The 23,097-nt window shown below is 42.3% G+C and carries 22 protein-coding genes and 1 pseudogene; all 23 read left to right on the top strand.

What is annotated here, in order from left to right; all coding sequences use genetic code 11:
- Positions 1-163: 163 nt before the first annotated feature.
- Entirely contained in the window at positions 164-1,009 is an 846-nt protein-coding gene (gene ispE, locus H625_RS0111765) for a 4-(cytidine 5'-diphospho)-2-C-methyl-D-erythritol kinase (RefSeq protein ID WP_026860095.1), read from the top strand.
- A gap of 62 nt (positions 1,010-1,071) precedes the next feature.
- Positions 1,072-1,902, top strand: a complete 831-nt coding sequence (gene purR / locus H625_RS0111770) for a pur operon repressor (RefSeq protein WP_026860096.1) — start codon at positions 1,072-1,074, stop codon at positions 1,900-1,902.
- A gap of 30 nt (positions 1,903-1,932) precedes the next feature.
- On the top strand, positions 1,933-2,307 hold the full coding sequence (locus H625_RS0111775) for a RidA family protein (RefSeq protein WP_026860097.1): 375 nt from the start codon (positions 1,933-1,935) through the stop codon (positions 2,305-2,307).
- Positions 2,308-2,387: 80 nt separating this feature from the next.
- Positions 2,388-2,640: pseudogene (spoVG, locus tag H625_RS13940) on the top strand (septation regulator SpoVG); the annotation flags it as partial.
- 297 nt (positions 2,641-2,937) lie between these two features.
- A complete protein-coding gene (gene glmU / locus H625_RS0111785; RefSeq protein WP_026860098.1) occupies positions 2,938-4,293 on the top strand; it encodes a bifunctional UDP-N-acetylglucosamine diphosphorylase/glucosamine-1-phosphate N-acetyltransferase GlmU in 1,356 nt (451 codons plus the stop codon).
- Positions 4,294-4,349: 56 nt separating this feature from the next.
- Complete coding sequence (locus H625_RS0111790) at positions 4,350-5,291, top strand: ribose-phosphate diphosphokinase (RefSeq protein WP_026860099.1); 942 nt, start codon at positions 4,350-4,352, stop codon at positions 5,289-5,291.
- A 115-nt stretch (positions 5,292-5,406) separates the two neighbouring features.
- The gene (locus tag H625_RS0111795; protein WP_026860100.1) at positions 5,407-6,042 is read left to right on the top strand and encodes a 50S ribosomal protein L25/general stress protein Ctc; all 636 of its coding nucleotides are present in this window, start codon (positions 5,407-5,409) and stop codon (positions 6,040-6,042) included.
- A 64-nt stretch (positions 6,043-6,106) separates the two neighbouring features.
- Entirely contained in the window at positions 6,107-6,679 is a 573-nt protein-coding gene (gene pth, locus H625_RS0111800; protein ID WP_026860101.1) for an aminoacyl-tRNA hydrolase, read from the top strand.
- Positions 6,672-10,142: a transcription-repair coupling factor gene (gene mfd / locus H625_RS0111805; protein ID WP_026860102.1), complete on the top strand. Its 3,471-nt coding sequence runs from the start codon at positions 6,672-6,674 to the stop codon at positions 10,140-10,142. The genes pth and mfd overlap by 8 nt, the downstream gene beginning before the upstream one ends.
- Complete coding sequence (locus tag H625_RS0111810; RefSeq protein WP_026860103.1) at positions 10,139-11,317, top strand: MazG nucleotide pyrophosphohydrolase domain-containing protein; 1,179 nt, start codon at positions 10,139-10,141, stop codon at positions 11,315-11,317. Before mfd ends, H625_RS0111810 begins: the two co-directional genes overlap by 4 nt.
- Positions 11,304-11,576 (top strand): RNA-binding S4 domain-containing protein, encoded by a 273-nt coding sequence (locus H625_RS0111815; RefSeq protein WP_026860104.1) that lies wholly within the window; start codon positions 11,304-11,306, stop codon positions 11,574-11,576. The genes H625_RS0111810 and H625_RS0111815 overlap by 14 nt, the downstream gene beginning before the upstream one ends.
- Positions 11,577-11,653: 77 nt before the next feature.
- Positions 11,654-12,043, top strand: coding sequence for an FtsB family cell division protein (locus tag H625_RS0111820; protein ID WP_026860105.1), 390 nt, complete (start codon positions 11,654-11,656; stop codon positions 12,041-12,043).
- A gap of 81 nt (positions 12,044-12,124) precedes the next feature.
- Positions 12,125-12,505, top strand: a complete 381-nt coding sequence (locus H625_RS0111825; RefSeq protein WP_026860106.1) for a S1 domain-containing RNA-binding protein — start codon at positions 12,125-12,127, stop codon at positions 12,503-12,505.
- Between the two features lie 71 nt (positions 12,506-12,576).
- Positions 12,577-13,833: a tRNA lysidine(34) synthetase TilS gene (gene tilS / locus H625_RS13140; RefSeq protein WP_051239093.1), complete on the top strand. Its 1,257-nt coding sequence runs from the start codon at positions 12,577-12,579 to the stop codon at positions 13,831-13,833.
- Positions 13,817-14,359 (top strand): hypoxanthine phosphoribosyltransferase, encoded by a 543-nt coding sequence (gene hpt, locus H625_RS0111835; protein WP_425402161.1) that lies wholly within the window; start codon positions 13,817-13,819, stop codon positions 14,357-14,359. Before tilS ends, hpt begins: the two co-directional genes overlap by 17 nt.
- Before the next feature lie 72 nt (positions 14,360-14,431).
- A complete protein-coding gene (gene ftsH, locus H625_RS0111840; protein WP_026860108.1) occupies positions 14,432-16,531 on the top strand; it encodes an ATP-dependent zinc metalloprotease FtsH in 2,100 nt (699 codons plus the stop codon).
- Between the two features lie 142 nt (positions 16,532-16,673).
- Complete coding sequence (gene hslO, locus H625_RS0111845) at positions 16,674-17,546, top strand: Hsp33 family molecular chaperone HslO (protein WP_026860109.1); 873 nt, start codon at positions 16,674-16,676, stop codon at positions 17,544-17,546.
- 70 nt (positions 17,547-17,616) lie between these two features.
- Entirely contained in the window at positions 17,617-18,552 is a 936-nt protein-coding gene (gene cysK, locus H625_RS0111850; RefSeq protein WP_026860110.1) for a cysteine synthase A, read from the top strand.
- Positions 18,553-18,699: 147 nt separating this feature from the next.
- Complete coding sequence (gene folP, locus H625_RS0111855) at positions 18,700-19,494, top strand: dihydropteroate synthase (RefSeq protein WP_026860111.1); 795 nt, start codon at positions 18,700-18,702, stop codon at positions 19,492-19,494.
- Complete coding sequence (folB, locus tag H625_RS0111860; protein ID WP_026860112.1) at positions 19,487-19,861, top strand: dihydroneopterin aldolase; 375 nt, start codon at positions 19,487-19,489, stop codon at positions 19,859-19,861. Before folP ends, folB begins: the two co-directional genes overlap by 8 nt.
- Positions 19,852-20,328 carry a 2-amino-4-hydroxy-6-hydroxymethyldihydropteridine diphosphokinase gene (gene folK, locus H625_RS13145; protein ID WP_035785988.1) on the top strand — a complete coding sequence of 159 codons (477 nt, stop codon included), beginning with the start codon at positions 19,852-19,854 and terminating at the stop codon, positions 20,326-20,328. Before folB ends, folK begins: the two co-directional genes overlap by 10 nt.
- 45 nt (positions 20,329-20,373) lie before the next feature.
- Positions 20,374-21,861, top strand: a complete 1,488-nt coding sequence (gene lysS / locus H625_RS0111870) for a lysine--tRNA ligase (protein WP_026860113.1) — start codon at positions 20,374-20,376, stop codon at positions 21,859-21,861.
- Positions 21,862-22,065: 204 nt separating this feature from the next.
- Positions 22,066-23,043, top strand: coding sequence for a nuclease-related domain-containing protein (locus tag H625_RS0111875; RefSeq protein ID WP_026860114.1), 978 nt, complete (start codon positions 22,066-22,068; stop codon positions 23,041-23,043).
- Positions 23,044-23,097: the final 54 nt, after the last annotated feature.

A 23,097-nucleotide genomic window follows, 5' to 3' on the forward strand; every position in this document is an offset into this window, starting at 1 on the left:
GTCGTGATGAACGACAACACTTAAAGGCATTTAAACGTCTTCGTCAAAGCCGGCAGCGGCATCCAAATATCACAACCTGAAAATATCAGCAATATTCATCTTTGTTATATGATAAAATAACACATATATATTTCGAAAAAAATCTGGCAAAGGACTATGAATTATGCATTATGAAATCGCACCAGCAAAAATTAATTTAACATTGGATACGCTGTATAAACGCGATGATGGTTATCACGAAGTCAGTATGGTTATGACGACTGTCGATTTGAACGATAATTTATCGTTTGAAAAGCGTAAGGACAGAAGAATCATCATTGAATCAGATCATCAGTTTGTACCGACTGACAGACGCAACTTAGCGTATCAGGCGGCTCAATTAATGATGCGCCGTTATAAGATTAAAACCGGTGTTACCATTAATATTGATAAGCATATTCCGATTGCTGCAGGTCTAGCCGGAGGCTCTGCCGATGCCGCCGCGACGTTCAGGGGGATGAACGCGCTGTATAATCTCGGCATCAGCCTCGATGAACTGGCAGAGCTGTCCAGCGAACTCGGTTCTGATATTCCATTTTGTGTATACGGTGGAACGGCGCTTGCGACCGGACGCGGTGAGATTATCGAACGTCTGCCCAGGCCGCCGCACGCCTGGGTAGTACTTGCAAAGCCGTCTATCAGCGTGTCGACAAAAACAATTTACGGCGCATTGAAGCCGGGTAAAAACAAACCAGCGTCAGACTTAATGAAACAGGCAATTGTAAATGAAGATTATGAACAAATACTCGGCACATTAAAAAACGATCTTGAGGAAGTAACAGTTAAAAAATATCCGCAGGTCAGAAAACTGCTCAGCAATATGAAAGAATCTGGTTCTGACGGCGCACTGATGAGCGGCAGCGGACCGACAGTGTTCGGTATTGTCAGAAAGGAAAGGCAGTCTGTACATTTGTACAACGCAATGAAGGGATGCTGTGCTGAAGTTTATCGGATTAGATTGCTTGGATAAGTATTAAAATCCGAACTTATATGGTAAAATTAGTACATATAATACGGTTTAGGGGTTAGGTTATGAAATATAAACGCAGTGAACGGCTCGTCTACATGACGCAGCATTTAATTACAAATCCAAACAAATTGATACCATTAACAACTTACGTAGATAAATTCAGCCAGGCGAAGTCTTCAATCAGTGAAGATATCCGCATTATTAAAGATGTCTTCAATGCTGAAGGCTTAGGGGTGCTGCAAACGACAGCAGGTGCCAACGGCGGCGCAATGTTCATTCCGAAAATCAGTGTGGAACGCGCAAAAGATATCATTGCAGAGTTCAAAACGGATCTTGAAGCGAATGAACGTCTGCTTCCGGGCGGCTACTTATATATGTCTGATATTATGGGCAACCCGAAAATGATGAACGATATCGGCGATTTAATCGCCACAATGTACGGCGATTTGGAAATCGATTCAGTCGTGACGATTGCAACGAAAGGAATTTCGCTCGCAAATGCTGTGGCCCGTAAGCTGAATGTGCCAGTTGCTGTTATCCGTAAAGATAACAAAGTAACAGAAGGCTCGACAGTATCGATAAATTACGTCTCCGGCTCGACGCGTAAAATCGAGACGATGGTCTTATCAAAACGCACACTTAAGGAAGGTTCGAACGTCCTTGTAGTAGATGATTTCCTTCGTGCGGGCGGTTCGATTACCGGTGTGACGAATCTGATGGAGGAGTTCAATGCGACAGTAGTAGGCGTCAGCGTGCTCGTTGAAGCAAAAGAAGTAGCGAACCGCAGATTTAACGATTACACATCACTGCTTAAAGTATCGGAAATCGATGAATATAACGAATCATTTGTAGTTGAAGAGGGAAACTGTTTAGATTACATTACAGACAAATAGATTTTATTCAAATTACGGAGGATGATTAAGATGCAGCCAATTAATTCTGACAAAGCACCAGCAGCAGTAGGACCATACAGCCACGGAGTAAGAACGGGGAATTTATTTTATTCTTCAGGCCAGGTGCCGTTAACAATGGAAGGTAAAATTGTTTCAGACGATGTTGCGAAACAGGCAAAACAGGTTCTCGATAATATCGGAGGCGTGCTTGAAGCGGCCGGACTGGACTACAGTAATATTGTCAAAACAACTATTTTCATCGCTGATATGAATGACTTTGCAGTCATCAATGAAGTTTACTCGAAGTACTTTACGGGTAAACTACCTGCAAGATCATGTGTAGAGGTTAGTCGTCTCCCATTAGATGCAAAAGTGGAGATTGAGGTTGTTGCATCTTTCGAGTAACTGTTGATTTTAGTGGGGTTCTCAGCTAGATAGGTTTTACACAAAAGATCTAAAACATAAATCTATGGAGGAACAGACACATGAAAATAACAGACGTAAGATTAAGAAAAGTCAATAATCAGGATACAAGAATGAAAGCTCTTGTTTCTGTCACATTTGATGAGTCATTCGTTATTCATGATTTACGTGTAATAGACGGTAACAATGGACTGTTCGTCGCAATGCCGAGTAAACGCACTCCTGACGGAGAGTTCAGAGACATTGCCCATCCGATTAATTCCGACATGCGTAAACATGTGCAGGAAGAAGTGATGCGTGTGTATGAAGAAACTGCTGATACAGCTGAAGACAAAGAGCAACAGGCAAGTGAACCGACTGTTGAATCGGATCCTGCAGAGGATGAAGAAACAGCAGAACAGGTTGATGAAGACAAAGCTGCGGATTCAAATGCTGCTAAAGAAGAGAGCGTAAAAAATGAAGACTCACCGGAAGTATCGGAGGATACTGCTGGAGAGAGTAAATAAAAAGAACAACTCAGGCCGGGCCGGTATGGCCTGGCCTGAGTTTCGTCTTGAAAGATAACATAGACTGAAATATAATTAGTTTATCGTATTAAAATGGGGGTTAATTATGCAAACGAGAGCGATTATTGTTGCTGCAGGTGTCGGCAAGAGAATGAATTCAAAGAAACCGAAAGTATTGCACGAGGTCTGTGGAATCCCGATGATTACGAGAGTAATTAATAATGTGAAGGCTGCTGGAATCAGCGATATTCACGTTGTGTCAAGTTCAGGGCATGACGCGGTAACTGAAATTTTACCTGATGATGTTAAAGTCGCGGTTCAAAAAGAGCAGCGCGGTACAGCGCATGCAGTCAGCAGTGCAGCACCGGAACTTAGCGGGTCTGAAGGCAGTACATTGATAATCTTCGGCGATACACCGCTTATTTCTCCGGAAACAATCAGTAATCTGATAGCTGATCACAATGAGACAGGGTTAAAAGCAACAGTATTATCAGCATATGCACATAATCCTAAAAATTACGGCCGTGTAATCCGCAAAGAAAACGGTACGGTAAAAGAGATACTGGAAGAAACTGAGATTACAGAAGAACAGCAAATAATTAAAGAAGTCAGTGCTGGTGCGGCGGTTTTTAATAACCGCGAATTATTTAAAGTACTTGATAAAATATCGAATGACAATCCGGACGAGGAGTACTATTTATCCGATGCAATCGGGCTGCTGAGCAGCAAAGGCGCCCGTGTCGGTGTGTTTGTTACCGCGGATAATGATGAAATTATTAATGTGGATAACCGAATTATGCTCGCACGTGCGTCAGAACTTTTAAGAAAGCGCATTAATGAGAAACATTTAGAACAAGGTGTAACAATTATCGATCCGGCGAACACATACATCGATGAAAGTGTTAGAATTGGGATGGATACTATTATTTATCCTAACACTGTTATTAAAGGCGATACGGTAATCGGTGAAAATGTGATTATTTCGGCCAATTGTGAAATCAGCGACAGTATGATTGGTGATAACACAGAAATTAAACATTCTGTTGTTACCGATGCAGAAGTCGGCAGCGGCACGACAGTCGGTCCATATGCACAGCTGCGTCCGGGAGCGAAACTCGGCAGCGCTGTGAAAATCGGGAACTTTGTTGAAGTCAAAAAATCGGAATTAAAAGATGGCGCAAAAGTATCACATTTGAGCTATATCGGCGATGCGGAAATCGGCGAACGGGCGAATATCGGATGCGGCGCAATTACTGTTAATTACGATGGTGTCAATAAGTTTAAAACGACAGTCGGTGCGGATGCATTCATCGGCTGTAATACGAACCTTGTTGCTCCTGTAACGGTAGGAGATCGCTCTATAACGGCGGCAGGGTCAACGATTACAGATGATGTTCCGGCTGATAGTTTGGCGATTGCACGAAATAAGCAGACGACAAAAGAAGGATATTATAAAAAATAATACTTGGAGGATCAAGAATGTTAGCTTCTAGTAATCAAAACAAACACTCTGGTAAGATGAAATTATTTACGTTGACAGGTAACGAACCCCTAGCGCATGAAATCGCGGATCATATCGGTATTCCGCTTGGTAAGTGCACTGTAAACCGTTTTTCAGACGAAGAAGTACAGGTCAACGTCGAAGAAAGTGTGCGCGGCTGTGACGTTTTCGTTATTCAGCCGACAAGCCAGCCGGTAAATGAAAACCTGATGGAATTATTAATTATGATTGATGCACTTAAACGTGCATCGGCTAACACGATTAATATTGTTATGCCGTATTACGGCTACGCCCGCCAGGACCGTAAGAGTCGTGCACGTGAACCAATTACAGCGAAGCTTGTTGCAAACATTATTGAAACTGCAGGTGCACACCGTGTAATTGCACTTGATCTTCATGCACCTCAAATCCAGGGGTTCTTTGATATTCCAATCGATCATCTGATGGGAGTGCCAATTTTAAGCGATTATTTCCTTGACCATAAAGATATTAATCTGGATGAAGTGGTTATCGTGTCACCTGACCACGGCGGAGTAACCCGCGCCCGCCGCATGGCAGACCGTTTGAAAGCTCCGATTGCAATAATCGATAAACGCCGCCCGCGCCCGAACGTGTCAGAAGTAATGAATATTGTTGGTGAAATCGAAGGTAAAACAGCGATCATTATCGACGACATTATCGACACAGGCGGTACGATTAAAACTGCAGCGCAGGCATTAGTGGACAAAGGTGCCAAAGATGTTTACGCATGCTGTACGCACCCGGTGCTGTCAGGTCCTGCAATAGAACGTATCGAAGAGTCTGTTATTAAAGAACTTATCGTAACGAATTCTATTCAGCTTCCTGAAGAAAAGAAAATTAACAAGATTACGGAATTGTCTGTTGGCAATCTGCTTGCACAGGCTATCGTGAGAGTTCACGAGCAGGAGTCGGTAAGTATTTTATTCGACCAAACATGATAATTTAACAGTTTTTTTACAAACTTGTGTATTTTGTGGTATTATAATGCGTGGCTATGTGTTAGGATAGGCGTTATTATAAAAGACTTGTATTAGATGAAAGGTGGAAATATTTATGGCTAAATTAGCCTCAAACTCAAGAGCTGAGAAATCAAAACAATCAGAACTTAAAGAATTACGTAACACAGGTAAAGTACCTGCTGTAGTATATGGTTTTGAAACAGAAAATACATCATTATCGGTAGACGAGAACGAATTCATTAAAGTAATTCGCGAAGTCGGACGTAACGGTGTTATCGACCTTGAAATCGCTGATGGCGTAACTCAGGTAATGGTTAACGAATACCAGTTCGATGCACTTAAGAACCAAATTACTCACATCGACTTTATTGCAATTAACATGCAGACTGAAGTAACGGTTGAGGTACAAATCGAATTAACTGGTGAAGCACCAGGACAAAAAGAAGGCGGCGTTCTTGAACAGCCATTATTCGAAGTGTCTGTAACTGCTAAGCCTGCTGACATTCCGGAAACTATTGAAGTAGATATTTCTGACCTTAATGTTGGAGATTCAATTCACGTTGAAGACATCCGCTCTAAAGGCAACTTCGTTATCGAAAACGAAGATGCTGATGCATTAGTAATCATAAGCGCTCCAACTGAAGAGCCGGAAGTAGACGAAGATGCTGAAGAACAAAGTGTTGAAGTAGAAGCGACTGCTCAGAAAAATGACAAAGCAGACGAAGAATAATAATTAAAAATAACAACGGCGGTGGACTTTCCATCGCCTTTTTTAACGTTTATGAGGTGATGGAATGAAGTGTTTTATCGGTCTTGGTAATCCAGGCCCCAAATATGATAAGACTCGTCATAATATCGGATTTATGGCGATAGACAGACTGAGCAGCGATACTAACATCGAACTTGATAAAACTAAATTTAAATGTACTTTCGGCACAGGATTATTAAACGGGGAAAAAGTGATGCTCGTTAAGCCGCAGACATTTATGAACTTATCAGGCGAAGGTGTGCGTCCGCTCGTTGATTATTACAATATTGAACTTGAAGATATCGTGGTTATTTATGATGATCTCGATTTACCGCTTGGACGAATTCGTCTGCGCCAAAAAGGAAGCGGCGGCGGACATAACGGCATTAAATCGCTCACGCAGCATTTCGGCAGTGAAAAATATAATCGTATCCGTCTTGGTATTGAACGCCCGCCTGCAGGTATGCCGGTAACAAATTATGTGCTCGGCAGATTCCCTGAAGCGGATTCAAAAACATTGGATAAGGTGCTAGATGTGTCGAGTAAAGCATGTCAGAGCTTTGTCTCCGGGCCGTTCCTAGACGTGATGAATGAATACAATGGTGATGTCAATGCATAAAAAAATAAGTGATAGAATATTAAATGATGAACGTGTCAAAAGTATTGTCAATTATAAGAGTGATAAAAACCTGCTCGTCACAGGTGTGAATGATGACTTTAAACCGGTACTGCTGAAAGAGCTGACAGAGCTTTCGGCAGAACCGCATGTCGTTTTCGTTGAAAACAATCATCATATGGAAAAACTGGCGAACAGCATGATGGACGTGATGGATAATGTATATACATTCCCGGTCGGCGACATTATGATTGAAAGTTTATCAAAGCAAAGCCCTGATTTTATGAAAGCAAGAATGATTGCATTATATGCACTTGCTCATGAGAAACCAGGGCTCTTTATCGTACCTGTACACGGCCTTTTAAAACCTTTAATGCCGAAAGAGAAGCTGCTGTCCTACGAAAGAACACTGAATCTCGGCGGTACGGTGAATTATGATGAACTGATAGAATTCCTTGTCAGCCTGGGTTATAAACGTATGAACCAGGCGCAGAATTTCGGAGAATTTGCAGTGCGCGGTGATATCTTTGATATATATATGCACGATGCATTTCTTCGTCTCGAACTTTTTGATGATGAAATCGATTCGCTCCGGTTAATCGATCCTGAAACACAGCGCTCACTGAATAATATCGACAGCATTACACTTGAACCGTATGCAGAATATATTGTCGAGGCAAGCGAGCGCGAAGAGCTGCTCGATAAAATCGATGAATTATACGAAAAGACTTCAGCGGGACTTGAAGGTGTGACGAAAGATGCACTCGAAGAATATTATGATGTCGTTACGCATCCGGATCAGCTGGTAAACCATCTCGTGCAGTTTGCGCATCTCTTGGAAGGTCACGACAAATCACTGCTCGATTATTTAACGGCCCGGCACCGGGTTTTTGTCGATGATGTCGGTGCGGTAAAATCATCATATGATGCTGAATTTGAAGCAGTGCATAACTATTTCGGCTCTGTGCTTGAAGCAGGCCAGATGTTTACGGGTGCTGCCAATTATCTGGAAGGCCAGTACGAGCGCCTGTTAAATATTAAAGGTGTAACGTACTTCAATTTATTCATGAAAAGCATGCCCGTTTCAATTGGTGAAATGATTAAGATTTCTGTAAAACCGACGGAAATCTATTACGGCCAGTATGATATTCTCGCATCGAATTTGAACGGTATGCTGGAAAATGACTATCTGGTCAATATTATTCTCCGTGATGAGGATGAACTCAATAAGACAAAACAGCTGCTTGAAGATTTAAAAATTCCAAGTTTTATTAAAGATATTCCGAAAAACTCAGGAATTGTTCTGACAATCGGCAGCATGGCGACAGGGTTTATTCTGCCGTATATGAGCGCTGCGATTTTAACATCGAAAGAGCTGTACAATAAAGTTCAAAAACGTAAAAAGCGCAAACAGAAAATTTCCAACGCTGAAAAGATTAAATCTTATCAGGAACTAAACGTCGGAGATTATATCGTCCATGTGCATCATGGTGTCGGCAGATATTTAGGAATAGAAACGCTGCAGGTCGGCGGTATTCACAGCGATTATATGAAGCTGCAGTACAAAGGTACAGACCAGCTTTATATTCCCGTTGACCAGATGAACCTCGTGCAGAAATATGTTGCAAGTGACGACGGTTCGCCTAAAATGCACAAACTCGGCGGTGTTGAATGGAAGAAAACCAAAGCTAAAGTGGAATCGAATGTTAATGATATCGCGGAAGAATTAATACGGCTGTATCAGGAACGTGCACAGGCCAAAGGCTTCCAGTTCAGTCCGGACACGGAAATGCAGGATGCATTTGAAGCGCGCTTCCCGTACGAACCGACACCGGATCAGCTTGCGAGCGTAAATGAAATTAAGAAAGACATGGAAGATACGAAACCGATGGATCGTCTCTTATGCGGCGACGTCGGCTACGGTAAAACCGAAGTTGCCATCCGTGCAGCGTTTAAAGCAGTGCAGGACGGCAAACAGGTCGCCTTTCTCGTGCCGACGACGATTCTTGCAGCGCAGCATTTCGAAAGTTTAATTGAACGGATTGAAGATTATCCGGTCAATGTTGCGATGATGTCGCGTTTTAGAACAGCAAAAGAAAACCGTGAAACAGCGGAAGGCTTAAAAGAAGGCCGCATCGATATCGTTGTCGGGACACATAAAATACTCGGCAAATCGATTGAATATAAAGATCTGGGACTGTTAATCGTCGATGAAGAACAGCGTTTCGGAGTAAAGCATAAAGAAGCGATTAAACAGATAAAAAATAACGTTGATGTGCTGACTTTAACAGCAACACCGATTCCTAGAACACTTCATATGAGTCTGACAGGAGTTCGGGATTTATCGGTTATAGAAACACCGCCTGAAAACCGCTTCCCGGTACAGACGTACGTGCTCGAATTTAACGGCAACTTTGTTAAGGAAGCAATTGAGCGCGAGCTCTCCAGAAACGGACAGGTGTTTTACCTGCACAACAGAGTCGATACGATTTATAACAAGCAGGCACACGTTGAAATGCTTGTCCCGGATGCATCGGTCGGTGTCATGCACGCGAAGATGACTGAAAAGCAAATTGAGGAGACGATGCTCGCTTTTGTTAACGGCGAATTCGATGTGCTCGTAACTACGACGATTATTGAAACCGGTGTGGATGTGCCAAATGCTAATACGCTGATAATAGAAGATGCCGACCGCTTCGGTTTAAGCCAGCTCTATCAGCTTCGCGGCCGTGTCGGACGAAGCAACAGAATCAGTTATGCATATCTTTTCCACCAGCCGAATAAAGTGCTGACGGAAGTAGCGGAAAAACGTCTTGAAGCAATTAAAGAATATACGGAGCTCGGCAGCGGCTTTAAAATCGCTATGCGCGACCTTAATATCCGCGGGGCGGGCAACTTGCTCGGTAAAAACCAGTCCGGGTTTATCGACTCGGTTGGTTATGAAATGTACAGCGACATGCTGGAAAGCGCAGTGCAGGAAAAACAGGGTATTGAAAAAGTGGAAGAACCGGTCAGTATTCCAATTAATATTGAAGCAGATGCCTATATTCCGGCGACGTACATTACGCATGAACAGTCGAAAATCGATATTTACAAACGTTTAAGAAAAGCGAATTCGCTTGAAGATATTCAGGATATTGAAGATGAACTGATCGACCGTTTCGGTGAATACCCTGAAGAAGTGGTGAATTTAATCGAACTGGTTAAAGTAAAAGTGTACGCACTGATGTACGGCATATACAAAGTGTCTGAGGATGCACGTCATTATTATCTGAACGTATCTAAATCGGCAACGGAAGAAATCAGCGGCGAGAAATTATTCCAGGATACACAGGATTACAGCAGAATACTGAAGATTTCAGTTAAAGATGGGGAAATTCATTTAACAATCCGCTCTAAAAACATTAAAGAACTCGTTAGTATTATGAGTGCAATACAAGACAGCAGAATGGAGGCAGTCAGATGAATACTGTAAGAATTATCGGACTCGGCACATCGGATACAGATAAAATGCCGCTTGGCATTTATAAAGAGCTTAAAAATACGAAGAAATTATTCGTGCGCACGATGGATCATCCGGCAGTTGCAATGCTGCAGGATGAAGGCGTGGAAATTACGAGCTTTGATTCGTACTACGAGCGCGAAGACACGTTTCAGGATACGTATGAAGAGATTACAACAGCATTGCTGACAGCTGCCAGAACGGAAGATGTACTCTACGCTGTCCCGGGTCACCCGATGGTCTATGAGACGACGACAGAGCGTCTTCTTGAAGCGGCGGACAGAGGCGAAGTGAATGTTGAAATTGCCGGGGGCCAGAGTTTTATCGACGATGTGATTACGGCACTTAAAATACCAGTGAATGAAAACTTCCAGCTGCTGGACGGCACAGCGCTCGATATGCGGGATCTCGATTACCGTAAACATACGCTGATTACGCAAGTCTACGATCAGCTGTCTGTCAGCGAAGTAAAAGTAACACTGCTGGAGTACTATGATTATGATGCGCTGGTATATTTAGTCGATAAAGCAGGGAGTGCCGATGAAAACATTATCGAAAGTACAATTGCCGAGATAGACTTCCATGTACCGGATTCGAATCTCCTGTGCATGTTTATGCCAAAAGTATCCGGGGAAATGTATGAGAACAAAACAATCGGACATATGATCAATGTATTCGATACACTTGTCGGCGAAGACGGCTGTCCATGGGATAATACACAGACTCATGAATCGCTGGAACGCTACCTTCTGGAAGAATCATACGAAGTAATCGAAGCGATTGAAAAGCAGGATGATGACGGACTGGTAGAAGAGCTCGGGGATATCCTGCTCCAGGTTGCACTGCATGCAGCAATCGGCAAAAAAGACGGCTACTTTGATTTTTATGACGTGCTCAGTTCGCTGAATAAGAAAGTAGTGCATCGTCACCCGCATGTTTTCGGCAATGCTACAGTGAACAATATGGATGAGCTGAATGAAGTCTGGGCGAAAGCTAAAGCAGCAGAAGGCAAGAAACCAAAAGTTAAGCATGAAAAAGAATATGCGGTATCGGTATTGAAGTGGATGAAGGAAACAATTCATCATGAGAAACCGCTGAATGAAATTATTACAGAGGATGATATTCATGAGACTCGATAAATTTTTAAAAGTATCAAGAATTATTAAACGCCGCACGCTCGCGAAAGAAATCAGTGACGAGGGCCGAATTGAAGTGAATGGCCGCGCAGCTAAAGCAAGTACTGCACTTGCTGCCGGCGATACGCTTAAAATTCGTTTCGGACGCAGTATTATGACGTACGAAATACTGGAATTAAATGAAAAAGCGAAAAAAGAAGAAGCGGAACGTATGTACAAAGTTCTAAATGAAGAGAAAATTGAAAAAGAATCAGATTTTTAATAGATTGTCACCTATTTTTCCTGTATCTTGTATATAATAGATAGTGAATACAAGACTAAAAGATTGGATGTGACAATGTGAGCAACAAGGTAGTCCGGCTCCTGAATAACTATACGAAAAAACGCGATAGCGAAAAGAAGCAGTTAGCGAGTGAATCACGTGTGTCACGCCGCCGTACGATGTTCTTTGGAGGTATCCTTCTCGGGGTCGCCATTGTACTTCTGCTCGTGGCATTCAATCAGAAACAGGCAAATGAAGAACTGCATAACGAAGTACTGGCAACCACTGAAGTGCTTGAAGATAAAAATAAACAGCACTCCGATCTGGAACAGCAGATCAGACAGCTTAACGATGATAATTACATTCTGCGCATCGCACGCAGTGAATTCTTTTTATCGGAAGAAGGAGAATTGATCTTTAATCTTCCTGATCAAGAGGAAAAAGAACAGCAGCAGGGTGAAGAATAATCATTGCTTATATAATGATTATTCTTTTATTTAATGGTAATATAGAAATGTATAATGATTTTGGGAGGATAATAATAAGATATGTCAGTTGAAGCGGGCAGTAAAGTAATCGGCAAAGTAACAGGAATCAAACCATTTGGTGCATTTGTTCAATTGCCAGGCGGCAAAACAGGATTAGTTCATATTAGTGAAGTAGCAGATAAGTACGTAGAAGACATCAACGAACATTTAAAAGTCGGAGATGAAATCGAAGTCAAGGTGCTAACGATCGGTGACGATAATAAGATAAGCTTATCGATTAAAAAAGCGCAGGATAAACCAAAACCGAAACCACGTGTGAAAACACCATCTCCGGAAGACTTTGAAAAGAAATTAACAGGTTTTCTGAAAGACAGTGAAGAAAGAATGTCTACAATTAAAAGACAAACTGAATCACGTCGCGGCGGCGGCGGTCGTAAATAATCAAATTAAGAGGCCGGAGCAATTCGCTCTAGCCTTTTTATTATTTATTTGGAATAAGGAGGCGGTGAACGATGGAACTGAAGATCGATACTGCGTGGGACGTGGATGACGATATCGCACTGGCGCTGTCGGGCGGCATAGATTCTATGGTGCTGTATCACCTCCTGACCAATGAATACAAACATACATATAATGAATTGATGGTCATTCACGTCAATCACAATGTCAGAGAAGCATCAAAAGAAGAAGCGGTATATATAAAAAACATGACTCAAGAAGACGGTGTCTGCTGTGAAACGGCGGTGCTGAATTTCACAGAAGGCTTTTCGCAGGACGCGGGCAGAGTAAAACGCTACGAATTTTTCCGCAGTGTGCTGGAAGATTCAAAAATCAGCTTTTTACTGATGGGGCATCATCGGGATGACCAGTATGAAACTGTGCTGCAGCAGCTCTTGACCGGACGTCACCTGTACGGGAATTTAGGGATTCCCGCAATGCGGGACAAAGGAGCCTATACGATTGTCCGTCCGTTTACGAAAGTGACTAAAGCGGATATTCAGTCATACCAGGAATTGCATAACATCACGTACTTTGAAGATGCGAGCAACTCGGGTGATGATTATACGAGGAACTATGTGAGACATCATATTATTCCCAAGATAAAACAATCAGCTGCACTGGATATCGGACAGCTGGATTATGTCAGGGAAGATATGAATGAACTCAGTGATTTTGCTTATAATTACGCTGAAGAATTTATCGAGGGAAAGAACAGCAAGCTGTCTAGACGCGAATATATGAAACATAGCGCAATAATCAGAAGGTATATTCTGACGGTAATGCTGAACAAACGAGGGGTGCGGATCAGCCGTCAGGCACTGGACTCGCTCGACGCCGTCCTTCGGGGAACGGTTGCTCAGACTGTATTTGATGCAGGACATGCCGCTGTGCATATTGAATACGACTGTTTTTATACAAAAACAGCAAAAGAAGAGCCGGTGAAATCCCGTTTATCTATTGAGCATAACGGCGAGTTTATTTATAATGACTATCATATTACTGTTAACTTGCCGGAGTCTGAACTGCCGCTGACACTGCGTATGAAGTCAGCGGGTGACAAAGTTCATATTGACAACGTCGGCACGAAAAAAATCAGCCGGCTGTTTATCGATAAAAAAATTCCGGCGGATGAACGGCTGAAAATGCCGGTTGCGGTAAATTCACACGGTATTATTATTGCAGTTGGAACAATTTATAATATAATTGAACCATCTGAAAACAGACTATTAAGAATTACGAAGGAGTTTAATGATGACAATTCAAAATGATATAAGCGAGATTGTGTTATCGGTTGAAGATATAGAAACAATTAACAAAAATCTCGGCGAACGTATTACGAACGACTACGAAGGTAAAAAGCCGGTGCTGGTAGGACTCCTGAAAGGTTCTATTATGTTCATGGCAGATTTAATTAAACATATCGATACACATATGGAAATTGATTTTATGGATGTTTCGAGCTACGTCGGCACTAAATCGACAGGAGAAGTAAAAATCCTGAAAGATCTATCTACATCTGTAGAAGGCAGACATATAATTATCGTCGAAGACATCGTAGAAACAGGCACAACTTTAAACTCCATCATCGAATTTTTAACGTACCGCAAAGCGGCATCAATTGAAATTGTAACGCTGCTCGACAAACCGGTACCTGAAAGAAAACTTAATGTTGAAGTGAAGTACATCGGAACTAAAATTCCTGACGGCTTCGTCGTCGGCTACGGACTTGATTTCGATCAGCAATACCGCAATCTGCCGTATATCGGATTATTAAAACCTGAATTTTACAGTTAAATCATATGAGTGGAAGTTACAGGGAATTTTTGTTACTATTTTTTGTAATGCATTAGAAATGGAGGATTACGGATGCCGAAAAATACTGGCCGTAACATATTACTTATAGCCATTCTAACAGTTGTTATGTTTGGTATTTTCCAACGCTTTAATGGCACTGGCGCTACAGAAGAAGAATTGCAGTATAATGAATTCTTAAACGCGCTTGAGGCCGGAGAAGTTGCTGAATTAACGATTCAGCCAGAGAATAACGTTTATTTAATTACAGGTCGCTTAGCTGACCAGGACGAACAGGAGTCATTTACTTCTGTAGTTCCATACAATAGTGCATCTGATTTAGACCAGATTACGGATACAGCCCGCAGTCAGGAAGGTCTGTCATTAACGGTTGCACCAGAAGAAGAACCAAGTCCATGGGCAAGTATGCTTGTGACTTTCGTTCCATTATTACTTATATTCTTCCTCTTTATCTTCCTTATGAGCCGTGCTCAGGGCGGCGGAGGCGGCGGCGGTAAAATGATGAACTTCGGCAAGAGTAAAGCGAAGCTTCATGAAAAAGACAAATCAAATGTAAAATTTGATGATGTCGCCGGTGCCGATGAAGAAAAAGCAGAACTTGTAGAAGTTGTAGACTTCTTAAAAGATCCGCGCAGATTCGACAGAATTGGTGCTCGTATTCCTAAAGGGGTACTGTTAGTCGGTCCGCCGGGTACAGGTAAAACTCTTATCGCACGTGCGGTTGCAGGTGAAGCTGGTGTACCGTTCTTCTCAATCAGTGGTTCGGACTTCGTCGAAATGTTCGTCGGTGTCGGTGCGTCACGTGTACGTGACCTGTTTGAAAATGCGAAGAAAAATGCGCCATGTATTATCTTTATCGATGAGATTGACGCTGTAGGGCGTCAGCGTGGTGCAGGTGTCGGCGGCGGTCATGATGAGCGTGAGCAGACACTTAACCAGCTGCTTGTTGAAATGGATGGATTCGCAGCAAACGAAGGCGTTATTATGATTGCAGCGACTAACCGTCCTGATATTCTTGACCCTGCGCTCCTGCGTCCGGGACGTTTTGACAGACAGATTCAAGTTGGCCGTCCGGATGTTAAAGGACGTGAAGCGGTACTTAAAGTACATGCCCGCAATAAGCCTTTAGATGATACAGTCGATCTTGCAGCAGTTGCACAGCGTACGCCTGGATTCTCAGGTGCAGACCTTGAGAACCTCTTAAACGAAGCGGCACTTGTTGCTGCCCGTGAAGGCAAGAAGAAAATTGATATGCGTGATGTTGATGAAGCATCAGACCGTGTTATCGCAGGACCGGCTAAGAAGAGCCGTGTCATGAGTAAGAAAGAACGTAATATCGTCGCTTATCACGAAGCGGGACATACTGTTATCGGTATGGTGCTGGATGATGCAGAGACAGTGCACAAAGTTACAATCGTACCGCGCGGCCAGGCCGGCGGTTATGCAGTAATGCTTCCGAAAGAAGACCGTTACTTCATGACTAAGCCTGAGCTGGAAGATAAAATTGTCGGTCTTCTCGGAGGACGTGTTTCTGAAGAAATTACATTTGGTGAAGTTTCTACAGGTGCACATAATGACTTCCAGAGAACGACAGGCATTGCACGCAGCATGGTCACTGAATACGGTATGAGTGACAGACTCGGACCGATTCAATTCGGTGAATCAAACGGCCAGGTATTCCTAGGTAAAGAGATGTCGAATGACTCGAACTACTCAGACAGCATCGCTTACGAAATTGACCAGGAAATGCAAAATATTGTGAAGACACAATATGAGCGCTGCCGTCAGATTCTGACTGAACATCAGGAACAGCTGAAATTAATAGCTGAAACACTGCTTGACATTGAAACACTCGACAGAGGTCAGATTGAAGGATTGTTCTACCACGGTAAATTACCGGAACGTAATTTCGAGAATGAACCGGTGGAAGATGAAGCAATTGCTGTCGAAAATGATTCACAGGATGACGATAAAGTCGGTGCATCTTATGATGAGGTTAAAGACAAGATGGACAGTGAAGATGCTGATGAACAAAACAGTCAGGAAGAACAGCCTGAAGAACGTCCGGAAATGGTGGAACCGCCAAAACCGGACACTGACACTGAAGACAATCGTCCAGTGGATAGAAATAACGATGATCAGAACAACAGATAGAAAACTGAGCTGCCTTTTGGGCAGCTTTTTTTATAAGGCAGGCAATGAAATTGACTATCTTTGACGTATGATTTATTATGCATGATAGTGAACATAGTTTATTATATAAAATGACAAGAATTTCCGTATGGAGGAATATAGAATGAGTGATTATTTAATTAGAGGTTTAGGTCTTAACGATGAAGTAAGGATATTTGCTGTTGATACAACAGAAACTATAAATGAAGCAGTACGCCGTCACGGTTCATTACCGACAGCATCTGCTGCACTTGGACGCTCGATGAGCGCTGGTGTTATAATGGGCGCAATGCTTAAAGGTGATGACAAAGCGACAATTACAATCGAAGGCGGCGGACCGGTTGGTGCGATCGTTGTCGACAGTGACGCGCATGGACACGTCAGAGGATACCTCGGCAATCCCGAAGTACACTTTGACTTAAACGACCACGGTAAACTTGATGTGAAACGCGCTGTCGGTACAGACGGATCTCTACGTGTAGCGAAAGATATCGGCTTAAAAGATAACTTTGTCGGTTCTGTTGAATTAATTTCAGGAGAGCTTGGAGAAGATTTTTCTTACTACTTCTATGCAAGTGAGCAGGTACCTTCAATCGTAGCGCTTGGTGTTTTAGTAAATCCTGATAATACAATACAGGCTGCAGGCGGATTCGTTATTCAGGTATTGCCGTCAGCAAGCGATGAAACAATTGAATGGCTGAATGAGCGTGCGAAAACAATGACACCGGTATCTAAACTGCTTGCGGAAGGTTTATCGCCTGAACAGGTTATCGATGAAGCAATTGGTGCAGAAAACTGGAGATCACTTGATAACATGCCGGTCAGCTTCGAATGCAGCTGTTCAAAAGAACGTTTTATCAATGCAATCAGTGCATTAGATCCACAAGATATTATGTCGATGATTAAAGAAGATGGCGGCGCGGAAGCGGATTGTCATTTCTGCCGCAACAAAGAGTGGATTACGAAAGAAGAATTACAGGAACTTATTACACACTAAATATTTGAAAAAGCAGCATTTTAATGGTATATTATTCATAGTTATTAACTAGGAATAGGAGTGTTTAATTGTGAGCAACGTATTCAACAACATTTCAGAAGCAATCGGCAACACGCCATTAGTAAAATTAAACCAGTTAACTGAAGAGAACAGCGCGGACGTTTATGTAAAGTTAGAATTTATGAACCCGGGAAGCTCGGTTAAAGACCGTATTGCATTGGCAATGATTGAAGCAGGGGAAGCATCAGGCGAATTAACAGCCGGTACGACAATTGTGGAACCGACAAGTGGTAACACAGGCATTGGCCTTGCTATGGTAGCAGCTTCAAAAGGTTATAAAGCAATTTTAGTAATGCCTGATACGATGAGTAAAGAGCGCCGCAACTTACTGCGTGCATATGGTGCAGAACTTGTTCTGACTCCAGGTGCAGACGGAATGAAAGGTGCAATTAAAAAAGCAGCGGAACTTGCTGAGAAAGATAAATACTTTATGCCTCAGCAATTTGAGAATCCTGCAAACCCTGAAATTCACGCTAAAACAACTGGTAAAGAATTAGTTGAACAGGCGAATTCATCAGGCTTTACAATCGATGCATTCGTCTCAGGTATCGGCACAGGTGGAACAATCAGCGGTGCTGGTAAAGTGTTAAAAGAAAATTTTGATAATGTGAGAGTTGTTGCGGTTGAACCGACGGATTCAGCGATTTTAAGCGGGAAAGAACCTGGTCCGCATAAAATCCAGGGTATCGGTGCAGGGTTTGTTCCTAAAACACTGAACACTGATATTTATGATGAAATCATTACAATTGAAAATGAAGAATCAATGGACACTGCAAGAGAACTGGCGAAACAAGAAGGTATCCTCGGTGGTATTTCTTCAGGCGCTGCAGTTAAAGCAGGTCTTCAAGTTGCAAAAGATCTCGGCAAAGGCAAAAATGTCGTTGTTATACTTCCTTCAAACGGTGAAAGATATTTATCAACACCATTATTTAACTTTGAAGACTAATTAAAATAGAGAAAACTCCGTCTGTGATGCAGACGGAGTTTTTTGGCGTTTTGATTATTTCAAAACGGAAATATTTGGGGGAGTATTCATCTTTAAACATGTTATAATATGACTATTCAATTTATGTAAAAGCAGAGGTAGATTTTAATGGAAAGACTGAAAGTGATGGGCATTTTAAACACCACGCCGGATTCATTCAGCGACGGCGGTAAATACAACTCGGTCGAGGCAGCTGTAAAGCGTGCGCTTAGAATGGTCGAAGAGGGTGTGGATATTATTGATGTCGGAGGCTATTCAACGCGTCCCGGATATACTGAAATCACAGCTGAGACGGAAATCGAACGTACGGTACCCGTAGTAAAAGCGATAAGAGAAGCCGGCGTAACCGTGGATATTTCAGTCGATACGTTCAGAAGTGAAGTTGCGCGTGCGGTACTGGAAGCGGGTGCGACGATGATTAATGATCAGTGGCGCGGTATTTTTGATGAAAAAATACTGGATGTAGTTGCGGAATTTGATGCACCGATTTTCTTAATGCACAATAATGACCACAGCACTTATGAAAACGTCACAGAAGATATGATCAGAGAGCTGAAAGAGTCAGCTGCCCTCGCGTTAAAACACGGTGTTAAAAAAGAAAATATCTGGCTGGATCCGGGTATCGGTTTTGTTAAATCGAGAGAAGAAGAAATAGAAGTGATGCGAAACCTTGAGCAACTTACAGCTGAAGGCTACCCGGTACTCCTCGCAACGAGCAGAAAGCGCATGGTCAAAGAACTGATCGGCGGAGAAACTGATGCTGACGACCGTGATGCAGGCACGCTTGCAACGACAATTATTGGAATTGAAGCAGGCGTTAAAGCGGTCAGAGTTCACAATGTGAAAATGAACCGTCAGGCAGCAGATGTCTATATGAAACTAAAAGGTGATATTAATGGATAAAATTCATATTAACGGAATAAAAACGTACGCTTATCACGGTGCGATTCAGGAAGAGCGTGTACTCGGGCAGTATTTTATTACCGATCTTGTGCTGCACCTTGATTTAACGAACGCATCAAAAACCGATGATCTGTCGGAAACTGTACATTACGGTGAAGTTTATAATCTGGTGGCAGAGATTGTTAAAGGCGAGCCGGTAAGTTTAATTGAACGTCTGGCGGGGAAAATCAATGCGGAATTATTTGACCGGTATGATAAAATAATAGAGGTAGAAACAACTATTACTAAACCTAATCCACCAATAGATGGAAATTATGACAGCGTGGCAATCACGCTGCACGGAAAGCGGGAAACATCATGGCAATAGCTTATCTCGGACTCGGGAGCAATATCGGAGACAGAGAAGTCAGCTTAAAAAATGCAATTGCTAAATTATCCGAAGTACCGGGTATAGAAGTGACGAAAATTTCATCGCAGTATGAAACAAAACCCTATGGTAAAACAGATCAGCCTGACTTTATGAACATGGCAATAGAAGTGGATACGAATCTAACTCCACTCGATTTACTTGAGACAGTCCTCGGTGTTGAACATGAGCTCGGACGTGTCAGAACTGAAGTGTGGGGTCCGAGAAGCATCGATATCGATGTGCTGCTGTACGAAGATCTGGAGCTGCAGTTAACAGACTTAAAAGTACCGCATCCGGAGATGCACCTGCGTTCATTCGTTATCGATCCGCTGAATGAAATTGCACCGAAAAGAGAACACCCGTCACTGCACATGACAGTAGAAAAAATTAAAGAGAAGTTAGATAAAAGTCAGTCAGCAGAGTGACTTTAATAAAACATATTATTACAACATATATAGGAGTGGAGTATAGTGAGTGAAGAACTTAATGACCAATTAGCTGTCCGCCGCGAGAAAATGCAGCACCTAAGAGACCAGGGGATGGATCCGTTTGGTAAAAGATTCGAACGTCTGGCATATACAGAAGAACTGCTCGCCGACTGGGATGAGTTTTCAAAAGAAGAGCTTGAAGAAAAAGAAAATGAATCGGTAACAGCAATTGCCGGCCGTATTATGACTAAACGTGGTAAAGGTAAAGCCGGTTTTGCACACATCCAGGATATTACAGGCCAGATTCAGATTTACGTTAGAAAAGACCAAATCGGCGATGAAGCATTTGAAGTTTGGAACCAGGCAGATCTAGGAGATTTCGTTGGAATTAAAGGTCCGATGTTTAAAACAAACACGGGAGAACTGTCTGTTAAGCCGACTGAATTTACGCTGCTGACGAAAGCACTTCGTCCGCTGCCGGATAAATATCACGGCTTAAAAGACGTTGAAGAACGCTACCGTAAACGTTATCTCGATCTGATTACAAGTAAAGAATCGAGAGAGACGTTTATCAAACGCAGCAGAATCATTCAGGAAATGCGTAACTACCTGGACAGAATCGGTTTCCTGGAAGTGGAAACACCGATGATGCATTCAATCGCAGGCGGTGCTCAGGCACGTCCGTTCATCACTCACCATAACGCACTGGACAGAGACTTATTCATGCGTATCGCTTTAGAATTACACTTGAAACGCCTCGTTATCGGCGGTATTGAAAAAGTGTATGAAATCGGTCGCGTATTTAGAAACGAAGGTGTTTCTACACGCCACAACCCTGAATTTACGATGATGGAATTATACGAAGCATACGCTGACTACAAAGACATTATGAAACTGACTGAAGAAATGGTTGCTTATATTGCTGAGAAAGTAAACGGCACGATGAAAGTGACGTACAACGGTGAAGAAATTGACTTAACGCCTGAGTGGAAACGCGTGCACATGGTGGATATCGTCAATGAATATACCGGCGTAAACTTCTACGATATTACAACAGTTGAAGAAGCGAGAGCTGCAGCGAAAGAACATAACGTAGAAATTAATGACAACATGCTTTACGGCCATATTCTGAACGAATTTTTCGAGCAGAAAGTCGAAGAAGAATTAGTACAGCCGACATTCGTTTACGGCCACCCGGTAGAAATTTCGCCGCTGGCTAAGAAAAACGATGAAGACCCGCGCTTCACAGACCGTTTCGAGCTGTTTATCGTACGCCGCGAACACGCGAACGCATTTACAGAGCTTAACGACCCGATCGATCAGAGAGAACGCTTTGAATCACAGGTCGCAGAACGTGATGCAGGTAACGACGAAGCACACGAGATGGATGAAGACTATCTTGAAGCAATGGAATACGGCCTGCCGCCAACAGGCGGACTCGGCATTGGTATTGACCGCCTGGTAATGCTATTGACGGATTCAGCATCAATCAGAGACGTATTATTATTCCCATCAATGCGTGAAAGATAATATATATGGAAACACCGTAATCCTTTAGGGGAGAGCGGTGTTTTTTTGTATGGTGAAAGCTTACATAAAAAGGAAAAAGTAATGAGGTTTTGGCTAAAGGTGAGCCAGTTTTGCTATTTTTGTGTTTAAGTAAATTATTTGAAATAAAACCGATATTTTCGACTATTATATAGAGTAAGAAAGATTATTCTAGGAGGAGATTGAATGTTTTTAAATAAACGTCTGATGTCATCGGAATTTTTATATTATAAAGCGCTTGAAAAGAGAACGGAATTAAATTTTAAAGAGAAACGTAATTTGTATAATATTGAGAAGGGTTTTGACGGTGAATGCTTGTACGATAAAATATTCGATGAAATTGGTCATGAGAGTGTCTATGTTTTAAGGGGTCTTCATTTAAAAGCAGGCAAGTCGATTACTCAGTTTGACAGTATTGTTATCAGCATGGACCGTGTAGTAGTTAATGAAATTAAAAACTATTCGGGCGATTACCTTTATGAAAATAACGCCTGGTATCGCAATGGTAAACAGTTGAAAGATAATGCACATATCCAGTTGAGTCGTGCCAAAGGCAAAATTATTCAGCTGAGAGATGAGGCGGGTTTACATTTTAATGTGGAAGGCGCTGTAATATTTACGGGAGATGATTTCAGATTAACGACCGAAAGCGATCATATTTGGAGCGAAACAGTGATGCTGAACCAGTTGAGAAATTACTTCAGGGAATTTAAAGACGACCGTATCGGTGACAAAGCTAAAAGTATTGTGAGACATATTAAAAATGCGATAGCAGAAAACCCTTATTTTGAAGAGGAGGTGGATATTTCAAGACTGCAGCGTGGCTTATACTGTGGTGCATGTGGAAGTTTCGAATTGATAAAAGGGCGTTTCCAATATACATGTGCATCGTGCGGAAGTATCGAAAGCAACGAAACACATCTGCTCCGCACGATGAGCGATCATAAGTTTCTGTTTTACAATCAGCCGATAACTAAACAGTCGCTGCTGTATTTAATTGATTATCAAATTTCAGAAGATGGTGCTTATCGTTTTCTTAAAAAGTATTGTCATATTAATTTGAGGGCTAAAAAGACGACATATACCTTTAAATATTATGATTGGGAGGAGCCGATTGCACAAATAAAACATAATCAGCGGTATAAGGATAAAATTCAGTCATGAAATTCCTTATTTGGACGTTTGCTCCGCAATGAGCGGCTGTCATTCCCGAGAAAG

Origin of the sequence: Jeotgalicoccus psychrophilus DSM 19085, assembly GCF_000425845.1 — a bacterium.
In the GTDB taxonomy this organism is placed as follows: Bacteria; Bacillota; Bacilli; order Staphylococcales; family Salinicoccaceae; genus Jeotgalicoccus; species Jeotgalicoccus psychrophilus.